At 60.6% G+C, this 17,227-nt stretch carries 31 protein-coding genes; 1 reads left to right on the top strand and 30 read right to left on the bottom strand.

Annotated elements, in window-relative coordinates; genetic code table 11:
- Positions 1 to 3 precede the first annotated feature (3 nt).
- Positions 4 to 486 carry a hypothetical protein gene (locus B5G40_RS00245; protein WP_087389655.1) on the top strand — a complete coding sequence of 161 codons (483 nt, stop codon included), beginning with the start codon at positions 4 to 6 and terminating at the stop codon, positions 484 to 486.
- 33 nt (positions 487 to 519) lie between these two features.
- Here B5G40_RS00245 and B5G40_RS00240 read toward each other — a convergent pair whose 3' ends face one another.
- The 30 genes from B5G40_RS00240 to rplB form a co-directional block, all read right to left on the bottom strand.
- Positions 520 to 1,611: a M20 metallopeptidase family protein gene (locus B5G40_RS00240; protein WP_242959093.1), complete on the bottom strand. Its 1,092-nt coding sequence runs from the start codon at positions 1,609 to 1,611 to the stop codon at positions 520 to 522.
- An 11-nt stretch (positions 1,612 to 1,622) separates the two neighbouring features.
- The gene (locus tag B5G40_RS00235) at positions 1,623 to 2,903 is read right to left on the bottom strand and encodes an HlyC/CorC family transporter (RefSeq protein WP_087398383.1); all 1,281 of its coding nucleotides are present in this window, start codon (positions 2,901 to 2,903) and stop codon (positions 1,623 to 1,625) included.
- Positions 2,904 to 3,159: 256 nt separating this feature from the next.
- Complete coding sequence (gene rplQ, locus B5G40_RS00230) at positions 3,160 to 3,501, bottom strand: 50S ribosomal protein L17 (RefSeq protein ID WP_087269154.1); 342 nt, start codon at positions 3,499 to 3,501, stop codon at positions 3,160 to 3,162.
- A 148-nt stretch (positions 3,502 to 3,649) separates the two neighbouring features.
- Positions 3,650 to 4,597: a DNA-directed RNA polymerase subunit alpha gene (locus B5G40_RS00225; RefSeq protein WP_087398382.1), complete on the bottom strand. Its 948-nt coding sequence runs from the start codon at positions 4,595 to 4,597 to the stop codon at positions 3,650 to 3,652.
- Positions 4,598 to 4,676: 79 nt separating this feature from the next.
- On the bottom strand, positions 4,677 to 5,306 hold the full coding sequence (gene rpsD / locus B5G40_RS00220) for a 30S ribosomal protein S4 (RefSeq protein ID WP_087398381.1): 630 nt from the start codon (positions 5,304 to 5,306) through the stop codon (positions 4,677 to 4,679).
- Between the two features lie 20 nt (positions 5,307 to 5,326).
- A complete protein-coding gene (gene rpsK, locus B5G40_RS00215; protein WP_007494608.1) occupies positions 5,327 to 5,728 on the bottom strand; it encodes a 30S ribosomal protein S11 in 402 nt (133 codons plus the stop codon).
- Between the two features lie 15 nt (positions 5,729 to 5,743).
- Positions 5,744 to 6,112: a 30S ribosomal protein S13 gene (gene rpsM, locus B5G40_RS00210; RefSeq protein ID WP_087187801.1), complete on the bottom strand. Its 369-nt coding sequence runs from the start codon at positions 6,110 to 6,112 to the stop codon at positions 5,744 to 5,746.
- A 19-nt stretch (positions 6,113 to 6,131) separates the two neighbouring features.
- Positions 6,132 to 6,245 (bottom strand): 50S ribosomal protein L36, encoded by a 114-nt coding sequence (gene rpmJ / locus B5G40_RS00205; protein WP_006573428.1) that lies wholly within the window; start codon positions 6,243 to 6,245, stop codon positions 6,132 to 6,134.
- 114 nt (positions 6,246 to 6,359) lie between these two features.
- The gene (infA, locus tag B5G40_RS00200; protein WP_009258089.1) at positions 6,360 to 6,578 is read right to left on the bottom strand and encodes a translation initiation factor IF-1; all 219 of its coding nucleotides are present in this window, start codon (positions 6,576 to 6,578) and stop codon (positions 6,360 to 6,362) included.
- A 4-nt stretch (positions 6,579 to 6,582) separates the two neighbouring features.
- Positions 6,583 to 6,861 (bottom strand): KOW domain-containing RNA-binding protein, encoded by a 279-nt coding sequence (locus B5G40_RS00195; RefSeq protein ID WP_087187800.1) that lies wholly within the window; start codon positions 6,859 to 6,861, stop codon positions 6,583 to 6,585.
- 2 nt (positions 6,862 to 6,863) lie between these two features.
- A complete protein-coding gene (gene map, locus B5G40_RS00190; RefSeq protein WP_087328960.1) occupies positions 6,864 to 7,616 on the bottom strand; it encodes a type I methionyl aminopeptidase in 753 nt (250 codons plus the stop codon).
- A 12-nt stretch (positions 7,617 to 7,628) separates the two neighbouring features.
- The gene (locus B5G40_RS00185; protein ID WP_087269159.1) at positions 7,629 to 8,261 is read right to left on the bottom strand and encodes an adenylate kinase; all 633 of its coding nucleotides are present in this window, start codon (positions 8,259 to 8,261) and stop codon (positions 7,629 to 7,631) included.
- Between the two features lie 12 nt (positions 8,262 to 8,273).
- Entirely contained in the window at positions 8,274 to 9,596 is a 1,323-nt protein-coding gene (gene secY / locus B5G40_RS00180; RefSeq protein ID WP_087398380.1) for a preprotein translocase subunit SecY, read from the bottom strand.
- Positions 9,597 to 10,037, bottom strand: coding sequence for a 50S ribosomal protein L15 (rplO, locus tag B5G40_RS00175; protein ID WP_087187797.1), 441 nt, complete (start codon positions 10,035 to 10,037; stop codon positions 9,597 to 9,599).
- 13 nt (positions 10,038 to 10,050) lie between these two features.
- Positions 10,051 to 10,233 (bottom strand): 50S ribosomal protein L30, encoded by a 183-nt coding sequence (rpmD, locus tag B5G40_RS00170; RefSeq protein WP_087187796.1) that lies wholly within the window; start codon positions 10,231 to 10,233, stop codon positions 10,051 to 10,053.
- 14 nt (positions 10,234 to 10,247) lie between these two features.
- Positions 10,248 to 10,748 carry a 30S ribosomal protein S5 gene (gene rpsE, locus B5G40_RS00165; protein WP_087328901.1) on the bottom strand — a complete coding sequence of 167 codons (501 nt, stop codon included), beginning with the start codon at positions 10,746 to 10,748 and terminating at the stop codon, positions 10,248 to 10,250.
- A 17-nt stretch (positions 10,749 to 10,765) separates the two neighbouring features.
- Positions 10,766 to 11,125, bottom strand: coding sequence for a 50S ribosomal protein L18 (gene rplR, locus B5G40_RS00160; protein ID WP_087187794.1), 360 nt, complete (start codon positions 11,123 to 11,125; stop codon positions 10,766 to 10,768).
- Positions 11,126 to 11,139: 14 nt separating this feature from the next.
- Entirely contained in the window at positions 11,140 to 11,688 is a 549-nt protein-coding gene (gene rplF, locus B5G40_RS00155) for a 50S ribosomal protein L6 (RefSeq protein WP_087269164.1), read from the bottom strand.
- Positions 11,689 to 11,704: 16 nt separating this feature from the next.
- Positions 11,705 to 12,103 (bottom strand): 30S ribosomal protein S8, encoded by a 399-nt coding sequence (gene rpsH / locus B5G40_RS00150; protein ID WP_007494638.1) that lies wholly within the window; start codon positions 12,101 to 12,103, stop codon positions 11,705 to 11,707.
- Between the two features lie 372 nt (positions 12,104 to 12,475).
- Positions 12,476 to 12,661 (bottom strand): type Z 30S ribosomal protein S14, encoded by a 186-nt coding sequence (locus tag B5G40_RS00145; RefSeq protein WP_006573415.1) that lies wholly within the window; start codon positions 12,659 to 12,661, stop codon positions 12,476 to 12,478.
- Between the two features lie 14 nt (positions 12,662 to 12,675).
- Positions 12,676 to 13,230, bottom strand: coding sequence for a 50S ribosomal protein L5 (gene rplE, locus B5G40_RS00140; protein WP_087187792.1), 555 nt, complete (start codon positions 13,228 to 13,230; stop codon positions 12,676 to 12,678).
- A 19-nt stretch (positions 13,231 to 13,249) separates the two neighbouring features.
- Complete coding sequence (gene rplX, locus B5G40_RS00135) at positions 13,250 to 13,567, bottom strand: 50S ribosomal protein L24 (protein ID WP_087398379.1); 318 nt, start codon at positions 13,565 to 13,567, stop codon at positions 13,250 to 13,252.
- A gap of 16 nt (positions 13,568 to 13,583) precedes the next feature.
- Entirely contained in the window at positions 13,584 to 13,952 is a 369-nt protein-coding gene (gene rplN / locus B5G40_RS00130; protein ID WP_087187790.1) for a 50S ribosomal protein L14, read from the bottom strand.
- Between the two features lie 12 nt (positions 13,953 to 13,964).
- Positions 13,965 to 14,225 (bottom strand): 30S ribosomal protein S17, encoded by a 261-nt coding sequence (rpsQ, locus tag B5G40_RS00125; protein ID WP_050617190.1) that lies wholly within the window; start codon positions 14,223 to 14,225, stop codon positions 13,965 to 13,967.
- A gap of 17 nt (positions 14,226 to 14,242) precedes the next feature.
- A complete protein-coding gene (gene rpmC, locus B5G40_RS00120; RefSeq protein ID WP_204220740.1) occupies positions 14,243 to 14,440 on the bottom strand; it encodes a 50S ribosomal protein L29 in 198 nt (65 codons plus the stop codon).
- 2 nt (positions 14,441 to 14,442) lie between these two features.
- Positions 14,443 to 14,877 (bottom strand): 50S ribosomal protein L16, encoded by a 435-nt coding sequence (gene rplP, locus B5G40_RS00115; RefSeq protein WP_087269167.1) that lies wholly within the window; start codon positions 14,875 to 14,877, stop codon positions 14,443 to 14,445.
- Positions 14,877 to 15,740: a 30S ribosomal protein S3 gene (gene rpsC / locus B5G40_RS00110; RefSeq protein WP_087187787.1), complete on the bottom strand. Its 864-nt coding sequence runs from the start codon at positions 15,738 to 15,740 to the stop codon at positions 14,877 to 14,879. The genes rplP and rpsC overlap by 1 nt, the downstream gene beginning before the upstream one ends.
- 15 nt (positions 15,741 to 15,755) lie before the next feature.
- Positions 15,756 to 16,088 carry a 50S ribosomal protein L22 gene (gene rplV, locus B5G40_RS00105; protein WP_087398378.1) on the bottom strand — a complete coding sequence of 111 codons (333 nt, stop codon included), beginning with the start codon at positions 16,086 to 16,088 and terminating at the stop codon, positions 15,756 to 15,758.
- Positions 16,089 to 16,102: 14 nt separating this feature from the next.
- Positions 16,103 to 16,375: a 30S ribosomal protein S19 gene (rpsS, locus tag B5G40_RS00100; protein WP_087187785.1), complete on the bottom strand. Its 273-nt coding sequence runs from the start codon at positions 16,373 to 16,375 to the stop codon at positions 16,103 to 16,105.
- A gap of 15 nt (positions 16,376 to 16,390) precedes the next feature.
- Positions 16,391 to 17,224 carry a 50S ribosomal protein L2 gene (gene rplB, locus B5G40_RS00095; RefSeq protein WP_087187784.1) on the bottom strand — a complete coding sequence of 278 codons (834 nt, stop codon included), beginning with the start codon at positions 17,222 to 17,224 and terminating at the stop codon, positions 16,391 to 16,393.
- Positions 17,225 to 17,227: the final 3 nt, after the last annotated feature.

Below are 17,227 nucleotides of genomic sequence, written 5' to 3'. Positions count from 1 at the left end.
GCTATGGAAATTGAACGCCGCTGGCTGGTGCAGGACTGGCCCAACCTGTCCCCCGCCGCTACCTTTTATATGGAACAGGGCTATTTTTCTACCCGTCCCGCGATCCGCATCCGGGAGGAGGCCCTTGAAGGGGGCACTACCGCCTATGTCCTATGCTTCAAAGGAGGAGCCGGGCTGGTGCGGGAGGAGATCGAGATCTCAGTAGATCGGGATCGCTATCAGCGTCTGAAGGCCATGCTTGGCAAGCCCATGATCCAGAAGGAGCAGCACCGCTATCCCCTGCCCGGCGGATTTACGCTGGAGGTCAACTCGGTAGACCCCCACCTGGAAACCGGCTTCTTCTACGCTGAAGTGGAGTTTCCCGACGAGGCCTCTGCTCTGGCCTGGACACCGCCCGAAGACTTGAAAGCCTATCTCTCCCAGGAGGTCACCGGACAGCCCGGTGAGAGTATGGCAGCCTACTGGGCACGAACCCGAACGGAATAACAAAAGCCCTGCGGCAATGCCGCAGGGCTTTTTTCAGATCAGTTTTTGGAACAGAGCGCAAGCCGTTCCCAGCAGCGCATCCGGGAAATCGAAATCCGTTCTGTGGAGCGGCGGATGGTCCTCCCCGTCCCCCAGCAAGAAAATGGCCCCCTCCGCCTGGCGGAGATACCATCCAAAATCCTCCGAGCCCCGCATGGGCTCGGCCATCTCCACCACCGGCAGGCCCAGGGCCTGGGCGGCCTTTTCCACCCGTTCCACCCCGGCGGGGTGATTGGCAGTCTCGGGGAACACATCCTGCTCCTCTATGGTCAGGGTCAGGCCGTCCTCCTCCGCCGCCTGGCGGGCCAGATCGGTCACCTGTTGGGACAGGGCGTCCAGCTCCTCCTGGTACTGGGCCCGCAGGGTGAGCAGCAGCGCCCCCCGGTAAGCTGAGATACCAAAGGCCGGCTCTCCCACAGCTATCTGGACCACAGTGGCCATTACAAGGCCCCGGTGGTCCTCCTGCCGGGTCAAGCCCGGCAGGGCGCCTACAATCCGAGCCACCGCCTGGGCAGGGTTTCGGCCCAGCTCCGGAGTACTGGCATGGGTGGACACCCCTTCAAAGCGGTAGGCCACGCCTTTGGAGGCACAGTTCATGGTACCCTTCCGCAGGGCTACGGTATGCAGAGGATAGCCGGGCATATTGTGGAAGGCGTATACCTCCCCGATGTGCTCCTCCTTCAGCAGAGCCGCGCAGGCTTCGCCGCCGGCCCCCACCTCTTCGGCAGGCTGGAAGATTAGGTACACGTCCCGGTCCGCCCCGGTGCGCTCCAGGGTCAACCCCAGCAGAGCCAGGGCAGCGCTGTGGCCGTCATGACCGCATTTGTGGGCCACGCCGGGACACTGGGAGCGGTAAGGCAACTCACAGGTCTCCTCCATGGGCAGGGCGTCAAAGTCCGCCCGGAAGGCGATCTTCCCCACTCCCCTGCCTCGATACAGGGCGTAAAACCAGTTTCCCCGGTCATGCAGCTCCAACTTGGTATGTTCCTGTAAAAAATCCATCAGCCGTGCTTTGGTCCATGTCTCCTGTCCGGACAACTCCGGATGGGCGTGGAGTTCATGGCGCAGGGTAACCGCCAAATTCAAATCTGCCTGATTCACTGGTCCTTCGCCTTCTCTTTTTTATCCTCTTCCGGCTGGGGGAGCACCTCCACCCGAATCTCCAGCACCCGCCGGTGATCCACCTTGGTAACGGTGACATCCAGCCCGTCGGAGACAAAGTGGTCTCCCTCCTCGGGAATACGGCCGATCTGCTCCATCACCCAGCCGGAGATGGTGTTGGCATCGCACTCGCCCTTGATGGAGAACAGGTCAAACAGATCGGTCAGGTCGGCAGAGCAGGAGATCAGGTAGCTGCCGTCCTCCTGCTTCTTAAACTCCTCGATGACCTCGTCGTGTTCGTCCCAGATTTCGCCCACCAGTTCCTCTACGATATCCTCCAGGGTCACCAGGCCCTCGGTGCCGCCGTACTCATCCACCACGATAACCATGTGGGCCTTCTCCCGCTGGAGAATTCGCAGCAGCTCGGAGATCTTGGTATTGCCGGTGGTGTACAGCATGGGGCCGGTAATGGCCTTTACGTCGGTCTGACCGCGATAGCGGGCGGCGTGGAAGTCCTTCTCATGGATCACACCGATGATGTCGTCAATATCCTCGTGGTACACCGGCAGACGGGAGTAACCGCTCTCAGCAAAGGCCTGAGCAATATTGTCCATGGAGTCGGTGTCCTCCACCGCCACGATATCCACACGGGGGGTGAGGATCTCATCCACTTCCATGTCATTGAACTCAATGGCAGAGCGGATGAGCTTACTCTCGTGCTGGTCCAGACCACCCTCGCTCTCAGCCTGGTCCACCATGGTCACCAGCTCCTCCTCGGTGATGCCGCTGTCGCCTTGCTTATGGAACACCTTGGACAGCAGCTTTTTCAGCAGGCTGAACAGGAAGTTCACCGGGGTGAGGATCACCATCAGGATGCGCATAATGGGAGCGGAGAACATGGCGAAGCTCTCCGGGTACTCCTTGGCCAGGCTCTTGGGGGAGACCTCGCCGAACACCAGCACCACGATGGTAATAACGGCGGTGGAAATCACCGCGCCGTTTTGCAGCCGCAGGCCCTCGGTAAAGAACACGGTAGCCAGAGAGGAGGCGGACAGGTTGACGATGTTGTTGCCCACCAGAATGGTGGACAGCAGGTTGTCGTACTGGTCCACCAGACGGAGGGCCAGGGCGGCCCGGCGGTTGCCGGCGTCGGCCTTGCTCTTCAGGCGGATGCGGTTAAGGGAGGTAAAGGCGGTCTCCGTGGCGGAGAAGTAGGCGGACAGGATCACCAGAACAATCAAAATCACGATCATGGTCAAACTTGAACTGTCAGGCATAGGAAAATCATCAACTCCAATGTTCAAAATCTGTGGAACGCGCAAAAGGACAACCCTATCCCCTGCTCAGGGTAAGGCTGTCCTGTTCCACATAGTCTTTTTTGCAGTTGTTACTGGGCGGAGGTTCGTCCACGAGGGCTCACCGTCTCCTTTATAGTTTATTGTTGCATAGTATACCATAGCATTCCACAAATTGCAAGAAGTTGCGTATAGAAAAAGCGCCCTGCCAAAAGGCAGGGCGCTTTTTAAGGTGGAATTACACCAGCTGCACGATGGCCATCTCGGCGGCATCGCCGCGGCGGGGGCCGATCTTGACCACGCGGGTATAACCGCCGTTACGGCTGGCATACTTGGGGCCCAGCTCGTCGAAGGTCTTCTTGGCCACGTCCTCCTTGGTTAGGTAGGACAGGGCCTTGCGGTAATTGGCCAGGTTGGGGTTCTTGGCCAGGGTGATCATCTTCTCGGCCATGGGAGCAACTTCCTTGGCACGGGCATAGGTGGTCTTGATCTGACCATTCTCCAGCAGGTAGGTGGTCATGGCGCGCAGCATGGCGATGCGCTGATCAGTGGGCTTGCCCAGCTTACGGTTGTGAGACATGAAATCCAACTCCTATCGGATGTTCGCCAAGGCGAACTCCACAATTTAAATTCGTCCGGGGGGATGAAATCCCCTGAAGAGAGCGCCTTGCGGCCTGCGGGTCCGGGAGGGGACGTTACGTGCCCCCGGGCCGCCCTCTTCCCTAGCCTCAGTTTTCCTCGTCGGCCAGGTGCAGGCCCATCATGGCCAGCTTGTTAATGACCTCTTCCAGGGACTTGCGGCCCAGGTTGCGCACCTTCATCATCTCGTCCTCGGTCTTGGAAATCAGATCCTCCACTGTGTTGATGTTGGCGCGCTTGAGGCAGTTGAAGGAACGGACGGACAGGTCCAACTCCTCGATGGTCAGCTCCAGCACCTTATCCCGCTGGGCCTCGGCCTTCTCCACCACCGTGGACTTGGAGCCCATGGTCTCAGAGAGATCGGTGAAGAGGACAAAGTGGTCGCAGAGGATGCGGGCGCCCAGGCTGACAGCGTCCCGGGCGGTGATGGTACCGTTGGTCCACACCTCCAGGGTCAGCTTGTCGAAGTCGGTCAGGTCACCCACACGGGTATTTTCCACCGTGTAATTGACCTTCCGCACCGGCGTGTAAATGGAGTCCACCGGGATCAGACCGATGATGGTCTGGGCCGGCTTGTTCCGGTCGGCTGGGACATAGCCCCGGCCATGGGACAGCGTCAGCTCCATGTTGAGGCTGGCGTCCGGTCCCAAGGTGGCAATGTGGAGTTCCGGGTTGAGGATCTCCACTTCGCTGTCGGCCTTGATATCGGCGGCGGTGACTTCGCACTCACCGCTGGCTTCAATATAGACCGTTTTCACGCCCTCGGAGTGGAGCTTAGCAATAATGCTCTTCACATTGAGGACGATCTCGGTGACGTCCTCCTTCACTCCGGGAATGGTGGAAAACTCGTGCTGCACGCCGGCGATCTTAATGGAGGTAACCGCCGTGCCGGGCAGGGACGAGAGCAGGATGCGGCGCAGGGAGTTACCCAGCGTGGTACCATAGCCACGCTCCAGGGGCTCCACGACGTATTTGCCGTAGGAGCCGTCGCCGGGGTTCTCCACACATTCGATGCGGGGCTTCTCGATTTCTACCATGTGTTACCCTCCTTTTCGCGGCGGCGGACTCTGTCCGCCGCCTTATACAGCTCACCAATAATCGAGGGTACAAGCACGATTACTTGGAGTACAGCTCGACGATGAGGTGCTCCTCGATGGGCAGGTCCACGTCCTCGCGGGCGGGGAGCGCAACCACCTTGGCCACCAGGTTGTTCTGGTCAAAGTCCAGCCACTTGGGGGCGGGACGAGAGCCGTTGGCCTCCAGAGAAGCCTTGAACTTCTCCTTGCTCCGGCTGGTCTCCTTCAGGGCGATGACCTCGCCGGGCTTGACCAGGTAGGAGGGGATGTCCACGCGATGGCCGTTGATGGTGAAGTGGCCGTGACGGACCAGCTGACGAGCCTCAGGACGGCTCATGGCGAAGCCCAGACGATAGATCACATTGTCCAGGCGGGTCTCCAGGATGCTCAGCAGGTTGTCGCCGGTCACGCCCTTGCGGGCGGCAGCCATCTCGTAATACTTGTGGAACTGGCTCTCCAGCACGCCGTAGTAACGGCGGGCCTTCTGCTTCTCACGCAGCTGCATACCGTACTCGGACAGCTTCTTGGCGCGGCCCTGGTTGTGCATACCAGGGGCAAAGGGACGGCGCTCCATGGCGCACTTGTCGGTGTAGCAGCGGTCGCCCTTCAGGAAGAGCTTCTGGCCCTCTCTGCGGCACTGGCGGCAGACTGCTCCGGTATATCTAGCCATAATTCGTACTCCTCCTTCTCTTACACGCGGCGGCGCTTGGGCGGACGGCAGCCGTTGTGGGGAATGGGGGTCACGTCCTTGATCAGGGTGACCTCCAGGCCCACGGCCTGCAGGGCGCGGATGGCAGCCTCACGGCCGGCGCCGGGGCCCTTCACGTACACCTCCACGGTCTTCAGGCCGTGCTCCATGGCAGCCTTAGCGGCGGTCTCGGCAGCGGTCTGAGCGGCGAAGGGGGTGGACTTACGGGAACCACGGAAGCCCAGGCCGCCGGAAGAGGCCCAGGACAGGGCGTTGCCCCCCATATCGGTCACGGTGACCATGGTGTTGTTGAAGGAAGAGCGGATATGCACCTGGCCCTTTTCAACGTTCTTGCGCTCGCGGCGCTTACGGATAACTTTCTTACCCTTGGTAGCGGTAGCCATGTGTTTCTCCCTCCCTTACTTCTTCTTGTTAGCGACGGTGCGCTTGGGACCCTTGCGGGTACGAGCGTTGGTCTTGGAACGCTGACCGCGGACGGGCAGGCCCTTGCGGTGACGCAGGCCGCGGTAGCAGCCGATCTCGGTCAGACGCTTGATGTCCATCGCCACGTCACGACGGAGGTCGCCCTCCACAGTGTAGCTGTGGCTGATGATCTCGCGCAGCTTAGCCTCATCGGCCTCAGTCAGATCCTTCACGCGGGTGTCGGGGTTGATACCGGCCTCAGCCAGGATCTTGTTGGCGCTGGTGCGCCCAATACCAAAGATATAGGTAAGGCCGATCTCGACCCGCTTATCCTTGGGCAAATCAATGCCAGCAATACGTGCCATACTGTTTCAGCACCTCCTATTAACCTTGTCTCTGCTTATGCTTGGGGTTTTCGCAAATAACCATGACCTTGCCCTTGCGCTTGATGATCTTGCACTTCTCGCACATGGGCTTCACGGACGGTCTAACTTTCATGTCATTAACCTCCTGTAGAGCCTGATGGCCCCGGTACGGCGGAGGCAAGGCCCCGCTGACCCGCACCGGTCATTGATAGGGTCGGCAGGCCTGCGCCCGCCGGAATGAGCCGGATTACTTGCTTCGCCAAGTGATCCGGCCCCGGGTTACGTCGTAGGGGGACATCTGGACGGTGACCTTATCGCCGGGCAGAATGCGGATGAAGTTCATCCGCAGCTTGCCGGAGATGTGGGCCAGAATGATGTGGCCGTTTCCGATGTCCACATGGAACGTGGTATTGGGAAGGGACTCGGTGACGACGCCCTCCACTTCGATCATATCGTCTTTTGCCAAAGCGTCATACCCTCCTTGACTCCTCAGCTCGGAAAGCGGCCAGCGCCCTCCGCACCTCTCGGTTTGTGATGGGTTCCCCTGTCCGGATCTTCTCCAGAACGGGGTGTTGGAAGTCCCCGGCGTCGGCCGTGTGTACGGTTTTCTTCCGCTTGGGGGACTCTGCCTTTCGCCGTCTGCCGTCGCAGAGCAGCAGATAGGGGCCGTCTTGATCCAATACGCAGAACAGCTGCCCCTTGTCATGCCCTGCCAGTGAGCGGACGATCCGCGGATGCTCCGCCGCCATACTCAGTCCTCCGCCACGGTAAGCACTTCGGGCTCGCCGTCGGTGATGAGGATGGTATTTTCATAGTGGGCGGTCATGCTGCCGTCGGCGGACACGGTGGTCCAGCCGTCCTTGAGCACCTTCACCCGCCAGTCACCGGCACACACCATGGGCTCCACGGCGATGGTCATGCCCGGCTGGAGCCGGGGACCGTGTCCGGCAGGCCCGTAGTTGGGTACCTCCGGAGCCTCGTGGAGCTTGGCGCCCACACCGTGACCCACAAAGTCCCGCACCACGGAGAAGCCGTTGGCCTCCACATACTGCTGAACGGCGTGGGAGATGTCGTACACCCGCTTGCCCGGCCGGGCCAGACGGATGCCCTCCCAGAAGCTCTGCTCGGTGACCCGAATGAGCCGCATGGCCTCGTCGCTCACCTCTCCGCAGGGGAAGGTGGCGGCACAGTCACCATGAAAGCCGTTGAGGTAAGCGCCCACGTCAATAGAGACGATGTCGCCTTCCTGCAGCTTCCGGGGGCCGGGAATGCCGTGGATAACCTGCTCATTGATGGAGATGCAGGCGGAGCCGGAAAAGCCGCCATATCCCAGGAAGGAGGGCTTGGCTCCGTGACTTTCGATAAATTTGCGTACCGCGGTGTCAATCTCATGGGTGGTGACACCGGGCCGCACCATGGAACCGGCCAGCGCCCGGGCCTGGGCGGTCAACCGCCCGGCCCGGCGCATCAGCTCGATTTCACGGGGAGATTTCAGTGAGATCATTTCCATCTCAAATCACTTCTCCAGCAGTTCCATGATCTTGTTGTTGGTCTCTTCGATCCCGCCCAGATCAGGCACGCTCATCAGCACGCCGTGAGCCTGGTAATAGTCCTTGAGGGGCTCGGTCTCGTTGTGATAGACCTCCAGCCGGTGCTTAACAGTCTCAGGCTGGTCGTCCTTGCGCTGCTCCAGCTCACCGCCGCACTTGTCGCAGATCCCCTCCTGCTTGGGAGGAGCGGCCACAATGTGGTAGGTGGCGCCGCAGGTGTGGCAGGTCCGACGGCCCGTCATACGGGCCTCGATGACGCTGTCGGCGATCTCCAGGGAGAGCACCGCGTCAAAGTGGATGCCGTGGGCATCCAGAGCCTCAGCCTGGGCGATGGTGCGGGGCACGCCGTCCAGGATAAAACCGTTGGCACAATCGGACTCGGCCAGCCGCTCCTGAATGATGCCGATGATGACCTCATCAGGGACCAGCTTGCCGGCGTCCATATAGCTCTTAGCCTCCAGCCCGATGGGGGTGCCGGCCTTGACGGCGGCCCGGAGGATGTTGCCGGTGGAGATGGTAGGGATACCCAGCTTCTTGCTGATGATCTCAGCCTGAGTACCCTTTCCGGCGCCGGGGGCGCCCAGAAGAATGATTTTCATTTTCCTCGCCCCTTACTCCAGGAAGCCCTTGTAGTGGCGCATCATCATCTGAGCCTCCATCGCCTTGGTAGTCTCCAGAGCAACACCCACCACGATGATGACGGAAGTACCGCCGATGGCCAGGCTGCTGACGCCGATGATGGCGCCGGTGACAATGGGAGCGATGGCAATAATGGCCAGATAGAGAGCACCAAACATGGTGATCTTACCCAGAACCTTGTGGATAAAGTCGGCGGTAGGCTTGCCGGGACGGAAGCCGGGGATAAAGCCGCCGTTCTTCTTGAGATTGTTGGCCACTTCCACCGGGTTGAACTGCATGGTGGAATAGAAGTAGCTGAAGCCCACAATCAGCAGGAAGTAAACGATGATATAAACAATGCTGGTGGTGTTGAACACGCTGAGGAACACGCCCCAGCCACCCTCGCTGTTGGCGCTCTTGCCGAAGAACATACCGATGGTAGACGGCAGGGAGGCAATGGCCTGGGCGAAGATGATGGGCATAACGCCGCTCATGTTCACCTTCAGGGGGATGTGGCTGGACTGGCCGCCATACATCTTGCGGCCCACCACCCGCTTGGCGTACTGGACGGGGATGCGGCGCTCGGAGTTCTGGATGAACACGATGAGCACCACGATGGCCAGCATACCAATGACGATGAGGATGGCGCCCCACCAGGGAATGTTAAAGACACCCTCGCCGGTGACGCCGTTGAGGTTGTTGCTGATACCGGTGTAGATGGACTCCACCATACCGGGCACCCGGGACAGGATGCCGGCGAACAGGATGATGGAGATGCCGTTGCCGATGCCGAACTCGGTGATCTGCTCACCCAGCCACATAACAAAGGCGGAGCCGGCGGTGAAGCACAGGATGATCACAACAGCCACCCACCAGCCGGGCAGGCCGGCGGTGTCGATCAGGTTGTAGCTGCTGATGAGGGTGTAGTAACCCAGGCCCTGCAGGATAGCGATAGCCACGGTCACGTAACGGGTGATGGCCGCGATCTTCTTCCGGCCCTCCTCGCCGCCGTCCCGCTGGAGACGCTCCAGAGCAGGGATAGCAACGGTGAGCAGCTGGATGATGATGGAGCTGTTGATATACGGCTGTACGCCCAGGGCGAAAACGGCGGCCATGGAGAAGGCGGTGCCGTTCATGGTGCCCAGCAGGGAGAAGATACCACCCATGCTGTTGAGCGTATTGCCCAGCAGGTCGCTGTTGATAAAGGGAACAGGAACCACCGAGCCCAGCCGGAAGATGAGCAGCGCGAAGATGGTAAAGAGGATCTTCTTGCGCAGCTCGGGGATCTTCCACGCGTTACGGATGGTCTCGATCACTTAGACCACCTCGTACTTTCCACCTGCCGCCACGATCTTCTCCTTGGCGGAGGCAGAGAAAGCGGAGGCACGGACGGTCAGCTTCTTGGTCAGGGTGCCGTTGCCCAGCACCTTGTAGCCATACTCACACTTGGAGAGGATACCCTTCTCCAGCAGGTCGCACACATTGACCACAGCGCCATCCTCGAACTTGTTCAGGACGGACACGTTGATGGCCTCCAGGGGCTTGGCAAAGATGTTGTTGAAGCCCCGCTTGGGGATACGGCGGGTCAGAGGCATCTGGCCGCCCTCAAAACCCACGCGGACGCCGCCGCCGGAGCGGGACCACTGGCCCTTCTGACCGCGGCCGGCAGTCTTGCCGTTACCGGAACCGTTGCCGCGGCCCTTGCGGTAAGCCTTGGGGTTGGAACCGGCAGCGGGGGAAAGATCATGCAGATTCATTTCGCGCACCTCCTTACTTTTCCTCGGTCACCTGCAGCAGATAGCCGATGTGGGCAATCTTGCCGCGGGTAGCCTCGTTGTCGGGCTGTACGGTGGTGTCGCCGATGTGGCGCAGCCCCAGAGCCTCGGCGGTGGCCTTATGCTTGGCGATGCGGCCGTTCAGGCTCTTGACCAGCTTGATGTTCAGATTAGCCATGTTCACGGCCCTCCTTAACCTACGATCTCGCTGACGCTCTTGCCGCGGATGCGGGCGACCTCCTCAGGGCCACGGAGAGCCTTCAGGCCCTCGAAGGTGGCGGAGACCACGTTCTGCGGGTTGTTGGAGCGCAGGCACTTGGCGCGGATGTCACGGATGCCGGCGGCCTCCATGACGGCGCGGACGGGGCCGCCGGCGATGATGCCGGTACCGGGGGCAGCGGGCTTCAGGAGCACGCGGCCGGCGCCGAACTCACCAATGACCTCGTGGGGAATGGTAGTGCCGGACAGAGTCACGTTGCACATATTCTTCTTGGCATCCTCGATGCCCTTGCGGATGGCCTCGGGCACCTCAGCGGCCTTGCCCAGGCCGAAGCCCACGCGGCCCTTCTCGTCGCCTACCACCATCAGGGCGGCAAACTTGAAGATACGACCGCCCTTGACGGTCTTGGACACGCGGTTCAGGGCAACCAGCTTCTCGGTGAACTCGCTGGGTTCTCTTTCAAAACGAGCCATTTAATCTTCCTCCTCCCTTAGAACTGCAGGCCGCCCTCACGGGCGCCTTCGGCCAGGGCCTGCACGCGGCCGTGGTAGACGTAACCGCCGCGGTCGAACACGACGTTCTCGATGCCGGCGGCCTTGGCGCGCTCGGCGACAGCCAGGCCAACCTTCTTGGCGGCCTCGCAGTCGGAGCCCTTGCCCTCAAAGCCCTTTTCCATGGAGGAAGCAGACACCAGAGTCTTGCCGTTCACATCGTCGATGATCTGGGCATAGATGTTGGTGTTGCTGCGGAACACGTTGAGACGGGGACGCTCGGGCGTGCCGGAAATCTTGCCGCGCACTCTCTTGTGGCGCTTAAGCCGCTGAGCGTTGGTATCGGGTCTGTTGATCATAGTGGCACACCTCCTTATTTCTTCTTGACGCCGGTCTTGCCTTCCTTGCGGCGGATGACCTCGTCGGTGTATTTGATGCCCTTGCCCTTATAAGGCTCGGGGGGACGCTTCTCGCGCACTTCGGCGGCGAACTGGCCGACCTTCTGCTTGTCGACGCCGCTGATGACGATCTTGTTGGCGCTGGGCACTTCGATGGAGATGCCGTCGATCTCCTCGACGACCACCTGATGAGAGAAGCCCAGGTTCATGACCAGCTTGTTGCCTTCCTTGGCCACACGGTAGCCGACGCCGTTGACGTCCAGCTCCTTCTTGTAGCCCTCGGTCACGCCCACCACCATGTTGTGCAGCAGGGTGCGGGTCAGGCCGTGGAGGCTGCGGTTCTCCTTCTCGTCATTGGGGCGGGTGACATGGATGACATCGCCCTCCTGGGCAATGTTCATGTTGGGGTGCAGCTGCTGGGTCAGGGTGCCCTTGGGACCCTTCACGGTAACCAGGTTACCGGCTTCGATCTTCACGTCCACACCGGCGGGGATGGAGATCGGCATTCTTCCGATACGAGACATTTTCTACTCTCCCTCCTTACCAGACAAACGCCAGGACCTCGCCGCCGACATGGGCTGCGCGGGCAGCCTTGTCAGTCATGACGCCCTTGGACGTGGACACGATGGCAATACCCAGGCCGTGGAGGACCCGGGGCAGCTCGTCAGCACCGGCATAGACACGCAGGCCGGGCTTGGAAACGCGGCGAAGACCAGTGATGACCTTCTCCTTGCCGGGGTTGTACTTCAGAGTAACGCGGATGACGCCCTGAGTGCCGTCGTCGATCAGCTGGAAGTTCTTGATATAGCCCTCATCCAGCAGGATCTGCGCGATGGACTTCTTCATGTTGGACGCGGGGACGTCCACGGTGTCATGCTTGGCGTTGTTCGCGTTGCGGATGCGGGTCAGCATATCCGCAATGGGGTCTGTGATGTGCATGAGTTTACCCTCCTTTTTGAATTACGGGCCGTGAGAAGACCCGTTAAGGCGGTAAGGTATCGGAGTTCGCGGGGCTCCGACCTTTTAACCGTCTGCCAAGGAATTATTATATCGTGAAAACCCTTGTGTGAAAAGGAAAAAGTGACGTTCCGCCAAACTTTTGTAGGAATGCCCTGCCCTACCCCGTGGAGAGGGCGTCACTTATTCATTTTTCACAGTCGGATTGACACAATCTCAGGGTTTTTCTCCTAAACGGAGAATTTTATTTTTTGGACTGCAAGGCAAATCCAAAAACCTCATCACGCAACGCAAGCGCCTGACGTGCTTTCGCACGCCGGGCGCGGCGTTTGCGTCATGGGAGGCGCTCCCGGATTACCAGGAGGCCTTCTTCACACCGGGGATCTGGCCCTTGTAAGCCAGCTCGCGGAAGCAGATACGGCAGATGCCGTAGTCCCGCAGGTAGGCGTGGGGACGGCCGCAGATCTTGCAGCGATTGTAGCGGCGGGTGGAGAACTTGGGCTCCGCCTGCTGCTTCAGGATCATAGACTTCTTAGCCATTACGTTCTCCTCCTTTAGCGGGCAAAGGGAGCGCCGATCAGGGTCAGCAGCTCTTTGGCCTCTTCGTCGGTCTTGGCGGTGGTGCAGATGACCACGTCCAGGCCGCGGATCTTGTCGATCTTATCGTACTCGATCTCGGGGAAGATCAGCTGCTCCTTGATGCCCAGGGCGTAGTTGCCGCGGCCATCGAAAGAGTTGCCGTTGATGCCCCGGAAGTCACGCACGCGGGGCAGGGCCACGTTGAACAGGCGGTCCAGGAACTCCCACATACGGTCGGCACGCAGGGTGACCTTGGCGCCGATGGGCATACCCTCACGCAGCTTAAAGTTAGCCACGGACTTCTTAGCCTTGGTGATGATGGCCTTCTGGCCGGTGATCTTGGTCAGATCGCCCACAACAGCCTCCAGAACCTTGGCATTGTCGCGGGCCTCGCCGCAGCCGCAGTTGACCACGATCTTGTCGATCTTGGGGATCTGCATGGTGGACTTGTAGCCGAACTTCTGCATCAGAGCAGGAGCGACCTCGGCCTGGTACTTCGCCTTCAGGTTGGGCACTTTCTTATCAGCCATTGTCTATACTCCTCCTCTCTCAGATCTCGGCGCCGCACTTCTTGCAGATGCGGACCTTCTTGCCGTCGGCCAGCAGCTTGTGAGTGGGCCGGGTGGGCTTGTTGCACTTGGGGCAGACGCGCTGCACCTTGCAGGCGTAGATGGGGGCTTCCTTCTTGATGATGCCGCCCTGCTCGCCCTGCTTGCGGGGCTTGGTGTGACGGGAGACCACGTTGATCTTCTCGACGACGACCTTGCCCTCCTTGGGCATGACCTCCAGGACCTTGCCCTGCTTGCCCTTGTCCTTACCGGACAGGACGATGACGGTATCGTCCTTACGAATGCTCATCTTATTCATGTCTTCTCCTACCCCCTTACAGCACTTCGGGAGCCAGGGACAGGATCTTCATATAATCCTTGTCGCGCAGCTCGCGGGCCACGGGCCCAAAGATACGGGTACCGCGGGGATTCTTGTCGTCCTTGATGAGGACGGCGGCGTTCTCGTCAAAGCGGACGTAGCTGCCGTCGGCGCGGCGGACGCCCTTAGCGGAACGGACGATAACGGCCTTCACGACCTCGCCCTTCTTCACGGTGCCGCCGGGCTGAGCCTTGCGGACGGAAGCCACGATCACGTCGCCGATGTTGCCAAACTTGCGGCTGGAGCCGCCCAGCACGCGGATGGTCTTAATTTCCTTGGCGCCGGTGTTGTCGGCCACCTTCAGATAAGTTTCCTGCTGAATCATACCGGCACCTCCTTACTTCGCCTTCTCGATGATCTCGACGACGCGCCAGCGCTTGTCCTTGGACAGGGGCCGGGTCTCCATGACCCGCACGCGGTCGCCGATGCCACACTCGTTGTTCTCGTCGTGGGCCTTCAGCTTGTAAGTGCTCTTGACGATCTTCTTGTACAGGGGGTGGGCCACACGGTCGGCGATGGCCACCACCACGGTCTTGTCCATCTTATCGGAAACCACCAGGCCGACTCTGGTCTTGCGGGAAGAAGTTCTGTTTTCCATGATCTAGTTCCTCCTTCTTATCGGCCTGCGAGCTCGAGCTCACGGATGATGGTCTTGACGCGGGCGATATCCCGCTTGACCTCAGCGATCTTCACCGGGTTGTCCAGCTGATTGGTGGCGTGCTGAAGACGGAGCTGGAAGAGATCCTTCTTCAGGTCGCCCAGCTTGCTGGTCAGCTCCTCGGCGCTCATCTTACGGATTTCAGTAGCCTTCATCTTCATTCACCACCATTCTCGGTCTCGGCGGTCTCTTTCGCCACGATCTTGCACTTGACAGGCAGCTTGTGGGAAGCGAGACGCAGGGCCTCGCGGGCGATCTCCTCGGAGACGCCAGCGATCTCGAACATAACACGGCCGGGTTTCACCACGGCCACCCAGTACTCGGGGGAACCCTTACCGGAACCCATGCGGGTCTCAGCGGGCTTCTCAGTGATGGGCTTATCGGGGAAGATCTTGATCCAAACCTTACCGCCACGCTTGGTGTAACGGGTCATGGCGATACGGGCGGCCTCGATCTGGTTGCTGGTGATCCAGCTGGGCTCAGTGGCCTGCAGACCGAAATCACCATAGGTCACGGTGTTGCCCTTCAGGGCCTTGCCCTTCAGGCGGCCGCGGTGCACGCGGCGATACTTAACGCGCTTAGGCAGCAGCATTACTGAGCGCCTCCTTCCTTGGCAGCGGCAGGACGAGCGCCGCCCTGAGGACGGGCACCGCCCTGGGGACGGTTGTTATTGAAACCACCCTGGCGGTTGCCGCCGTTGCGGTTGAAGCCACCGTTGCGGTTGAAGCCGCCCTTACGGTCGCCGTCGCGGCGGTCGCGGCGGGGACGGTCGGAACGCTCCTTGAAGTTCTTGGTGTCCAGGGTGCGGGGGGTGGTGCGCAGGGTCTGAGTGAGCACCTCGCCCTTGTAGATCCACACCTTCACGCCGATGCGGCCGTAGGTGGTGGCAGCCTCAGCGAAACCGTAGTCGATGTCGGCGCGCAGAGTCTGCAGGGGGATGGTGCCGTCGTGATAGTGCTCGGTGCGGGCGATCTCAGCGCCGCCCAGACGGCCGGACACCTGAGTCTTGATGCCGCGGGCGCCGATGCGCATAGCGCGGCCCATGGCGTTCTTCATGGCGCGGCGGAAGCCGATGCGCTTCTCCAGCTGCTGAGCGATGTTCTCGGCCACCAGCTGAGCGTCCATGTCGGGGCTCTTGACCTCAACGATGTTGAGGGCCACGGGCTTGCCGATCATCTTCTCCACCTTCAGGCGCAGGGCCTCGATGGCCTCGCCGCCCTTACCGATGACCACACCGGGACGGGCGCAGTGCAGATAGATGCGCACCTTGGCGTTGTCGCGCTCGATCTCGATCTTGGGGATACCGGCGGAATACAGGGTCTTCTTCAGGTAGTCCCGGATCTTCTTGTCCTCCACCAGCAGGTCGCCCACCTTCTCGTTGCGGGCATACCAGCGGGAGTCCCAATCCTTAATGACACCCACGCGCAGGCCGTGGGGATTCACTTTCTGTCCCATATTCTTCCTCCTCCCTTAGCGCTCAGCCACGCAGATGGTGATGTGAGAAGTGCGCTTGTTGATCCGATAGGCGCGGCCCTTAGCCCGGGGACGCATCCGCTTGATGATGGGGCCGGGGCAGGCGAACACCTGGGAAACATACAGCTTCTCGGGGTCCATCTGATGGTTGTTCTCCGCGTTGGCAGCGGCGCTCTTGAGGAGCTTGAGCAGCAGCTCGGAGGCAGCCTTGGGGGTGGCCATCAGGATGGCGGTGGCCTGGGCTACGCTCTTGCCACGGATCAGGTCACAGACGATCTGGACCTTACGGGGAGAGATACGGGTATATCTCAGATGTGCTTTAGCTTCCATATTCTCTCTCCTCCTTACTTACCAGACTTGGCGCCGGCGTGGCCGCGGAAGGTACGGGTGGGGGCGAACTCGCCCAGCTTGTGGCCAACCATATCCTCGGTCACATAGACGGGAACGTGCTTGCGGCCGTCGTGCACGGCAAAGGTGTGTCCGACGAAGGAGGGGAAGATGGTGGAGGCGCGGCTCCAGGTCTTCAGAACCTTCTTCTCGCCGGTCTGATTCATTTCGTCGACCCGCTTCAGCAGCTCGGGAGCGCAAAAGGGGCCCTTCTTGATACTTCTGCTCATCTTTTACTGCCTCCCTTACTTCGCGTTGCGGTGCTTGACGATGAACTTCTCGGTGCGGTTCTTCAGCTTGCGGGTCTTGTAACCCATAGCAGGCTTGCCCCAGGGGGTAACAGGGCCGGGACGACCGACAGGGCTCTTGCCCTCGCCGCCGCCGTGGGGGTGGTCATTGGGGTTCATGACGGAACCACGCACGGTGGGACGCCAACCCATGTGACGCTTACGGCCGGCCTTACCGATCTGGATGTTGGCCCAGTCGGTGTTGCCGACCTGGCCGATGGTGGCCTTGCAGTTCTCGCGAATATAACGCACCTCGCCGGAGGGCAGACGGACCTGAGCCATACCGTTCTCCTTGGCCATCAGCTGAGCGGCCTCACCGGCAGCGCGGACCAGCTGGGCGCCCTTGCCGGGGTAGAGCTCGATGCAGTGGATCATTTCGCCCACGGGGATGTTGGCGATGGGCAGGCAGTTGCCGGGCAGGATGTCGGCGTCGGGACCGGTCATGATGATGTGGCCGGACTTCAGGCCCACAGGAGCCAGGATATAGCGCTTCTCGCCGTCCTCATACTGGATGAGGGCGATGTTGGCGGAACGGTTGGGATCGTACTGCAGATTGATGACAGTAGCGGTGCCTTCCTTGTCGCGCTTGAAGTCGATGATGCGGTACTTCTTCTTGTTACCGCCGCCGCGATGGCGGACGGTGATGCGGCCGTAGCTGTTGCGGCCGGCATTCTTCTTCAGGTTCTCCAGCAGGCTGCGCTCGGGCTTGGCCTTCTTGTCGATGCCCTCGAAGGCGCTCACGGTCATGTGGCGGCGGGAGGGCGTAGTGGGCTTATAAGTTTTGATAGCCATTGT

The sequence above is a fragment of the Flavonifractor sp. An9 genome (assembly GCF_002161245.1).
In the GTDB taxonomy this organism is placed as follows: Bacteria; Bacillota; Clostridia; order Oscillospirales; family Oscillospiraceae; genus Flavonifractor; species Flavonifractor avicola.
The sequence above is the reverse complement of the archived record's forward strand: the minus strand, read 5'-3'. Positions and strand labels throughout refer to the sequence as shown.

Bases quoted from the DNA above. Each gene is read 5' to 3' on its own strand.
- B5G40_RS00245 (WP_087389655.1), top strand. From the start codon at position 4: ATGGAAATTGAACGCCGCTGGCTGGTGCAGGACTGGCCCAACCTGTCC.
- B5G40_RS00235 (WP_087398383.1), bottom strand. From the start codon at position 2,903: ATGCCTGACAGTTCAAGTTTGACCATGATCGTGATTTTGATTGTTCTG.
- rplQ (WP_087269154.1), bottom strand. From the start codon at position 3,501: ATGTCTCACAACCGTAAGCTGGGCAAGCCCACTGATCAGCGCATCGCC.
- B5G40_RS00225 (WP_087398382.1), bottom strand. From the start codon at position 4,597: ATGGTAGAAATCGAGAAGCCCCGCATCGAATGTGTGGAGAACCCCGGC.
- rpsD (WP_087398381.1), bottom strand. From the start codon at position 5,306: ATGGCTAGATATACCGGAGCAGTCTGCCGCCAGTGCCGCAGAGAGGGC.
- rpsK (WP_007494608.1), bottom strand. From the start codon at position 5,728: ATGGCTACCGCTACCAAGGGTAAGAAAGTTATCCGTAAGCGCCGCGAG.
- rpsM (WP_087187801.1), bottom strand. From the start codon at position 6,112: ATGGCACGTATTGCTGGCATTGATTTGCCCAAGGATAAGCGGGTCGAG.
- rpmJ (WP_006573428.1), bottom strand. From the start codon at position 6,245: ATGAAAGTTAGACCGTCCGTGAAGCCCATGTGCGAGAAGTGCAAGATC.
- B5G40_RS00195 (WP_087187800.1), bottom strand. From the start codon at position 6,861: ATGGCGGCGGAGCATCCGCGGATCGTCCGCTCACTGGCAGGGCATGAC.
- map (WP_087328960.1), bottom strand. From the start codon at position 7,616: ATGATCTCACTGAAATCTCCCCGTGAAATCGAGCTGATGCGCCGGGCC.
- B5G40_RS00185 (WP_087269159.1), bottom strand. From the start codon at position 8,261: ATGAAAATCATTCTTCTGGGCGCCCCCGGCGCCGGAAAGGGTACTCAG.
- rplO (WP_087187797.1), bottom strand. From the start codon at position 10,037: ATGAATCTGCATGATCTTTCCCCCGCTGCCGGTTCCAACCCCAAGGCT.
- rpmD (WP_087187796.1), bottom strand. From the start codon at position 10,233: ATGGCTAATCTGAACATCAAGCTGGTCAAGAGCCTGAACGGCCGCATC.
- rpsE (WP_087328901.1), bottom strand. From the start codon at position 10,748: ATGGCTCGTTTTGAAAGAGAACCCAGCGAGTTCACCGAGAAGCTGGTT.
- rplR (WP_087187794.1), bottom strand. From the start codon at position 11,125: ATGATCAACAGACCCGATACCAACGCTCAGCGGCTTAAGCGCCACAAG.
- rplF (WP_087269164.1), bottom strand. From the start codon at position 11,688: ATGTCTCGTATCGGAAGAATGCCGATCTCCATCCCCGCCGGTGTGGAC.
- rpsH (WP_007494638.1), bottom strand. From the start codon at position 12,103: ATGCACATCACAGACCCCATTGCGGATATGCTGACCCGCATCCGCAAC.
- B5G40_RS00145 (WP_006573415.1), bottom strand. From the start codon at position 12,661: ATGGCTAAGAAGTCTATGATCCTGAAGCAGCAGGCGGAGCCCAAGTTC.
- rplE (WP_087187792.1), bottom strand. From the start codon at position 13,230: ATGGCTGATAAGAAAGTGCCCAACCTGAAGGCGAAGTACCAGGCCGAG.
- rplX (WP_087398379.1), bottom strand. From the start codon at position 13,567: ATGAATAAGATGAGCATTCGTAAGGACGATACCGTCATCGTCCTGTCC.
- rplN (WP_087187790.1), bottom strand. From the start codon at position 13,952: ATGATTCAGCAGGAAACTTATCTGAAGGTGGCCGACAACACCGGCGCC.
- rpsQ (WP_050617190.1), bottom strand. From the start codon at position 14,225: ATGGAAAACAGAACTTCTTCCCGCAAGACCAGAGTCGGCCTGGTGGTT.
- rpmC (WP_204220740.1), bottom strand. From the start codon at position 14,440: ATGAAGGCTACTGAAATCCGTAAGATGAGCGCCGAGGAGCTGACCAGC.
- rplP (WP_087269167.1), bottom strand. From the start codon at position 14,877: ATGCTGCTGCCTAAGCGCGTTAAGTATCGCCGCGTGCACCGCGGCCGC.
- rpsC (WP_087187787.1), bottom strand. From the start codon at position 15,740: ATGGGACAGAAAGTGAATCCCCACGGCCTGCGCGTGGGTGTCATTAAG.
- rplV (WP_087398378.1), bottom strand. From the start codon at position 16,088: ATGGAAGCTAAAGCACATCTGAGATATACCCGTATCTCTCCCCGTAAG.
- rpsS (WP_087187785.1), bottom strand. From the start codon at position 16,375: ATGAGCAGAAGTATCAAGAAGGGCCCCTTTTGCGCTCCCGAGCTGCTG.
- rplB (WP_087187784.1), bottom strand. From the start codon at position 17,224: ATGGCTATCAAAACTTATAAGCCCACTACGCCCTCCCGCCGCCACATG.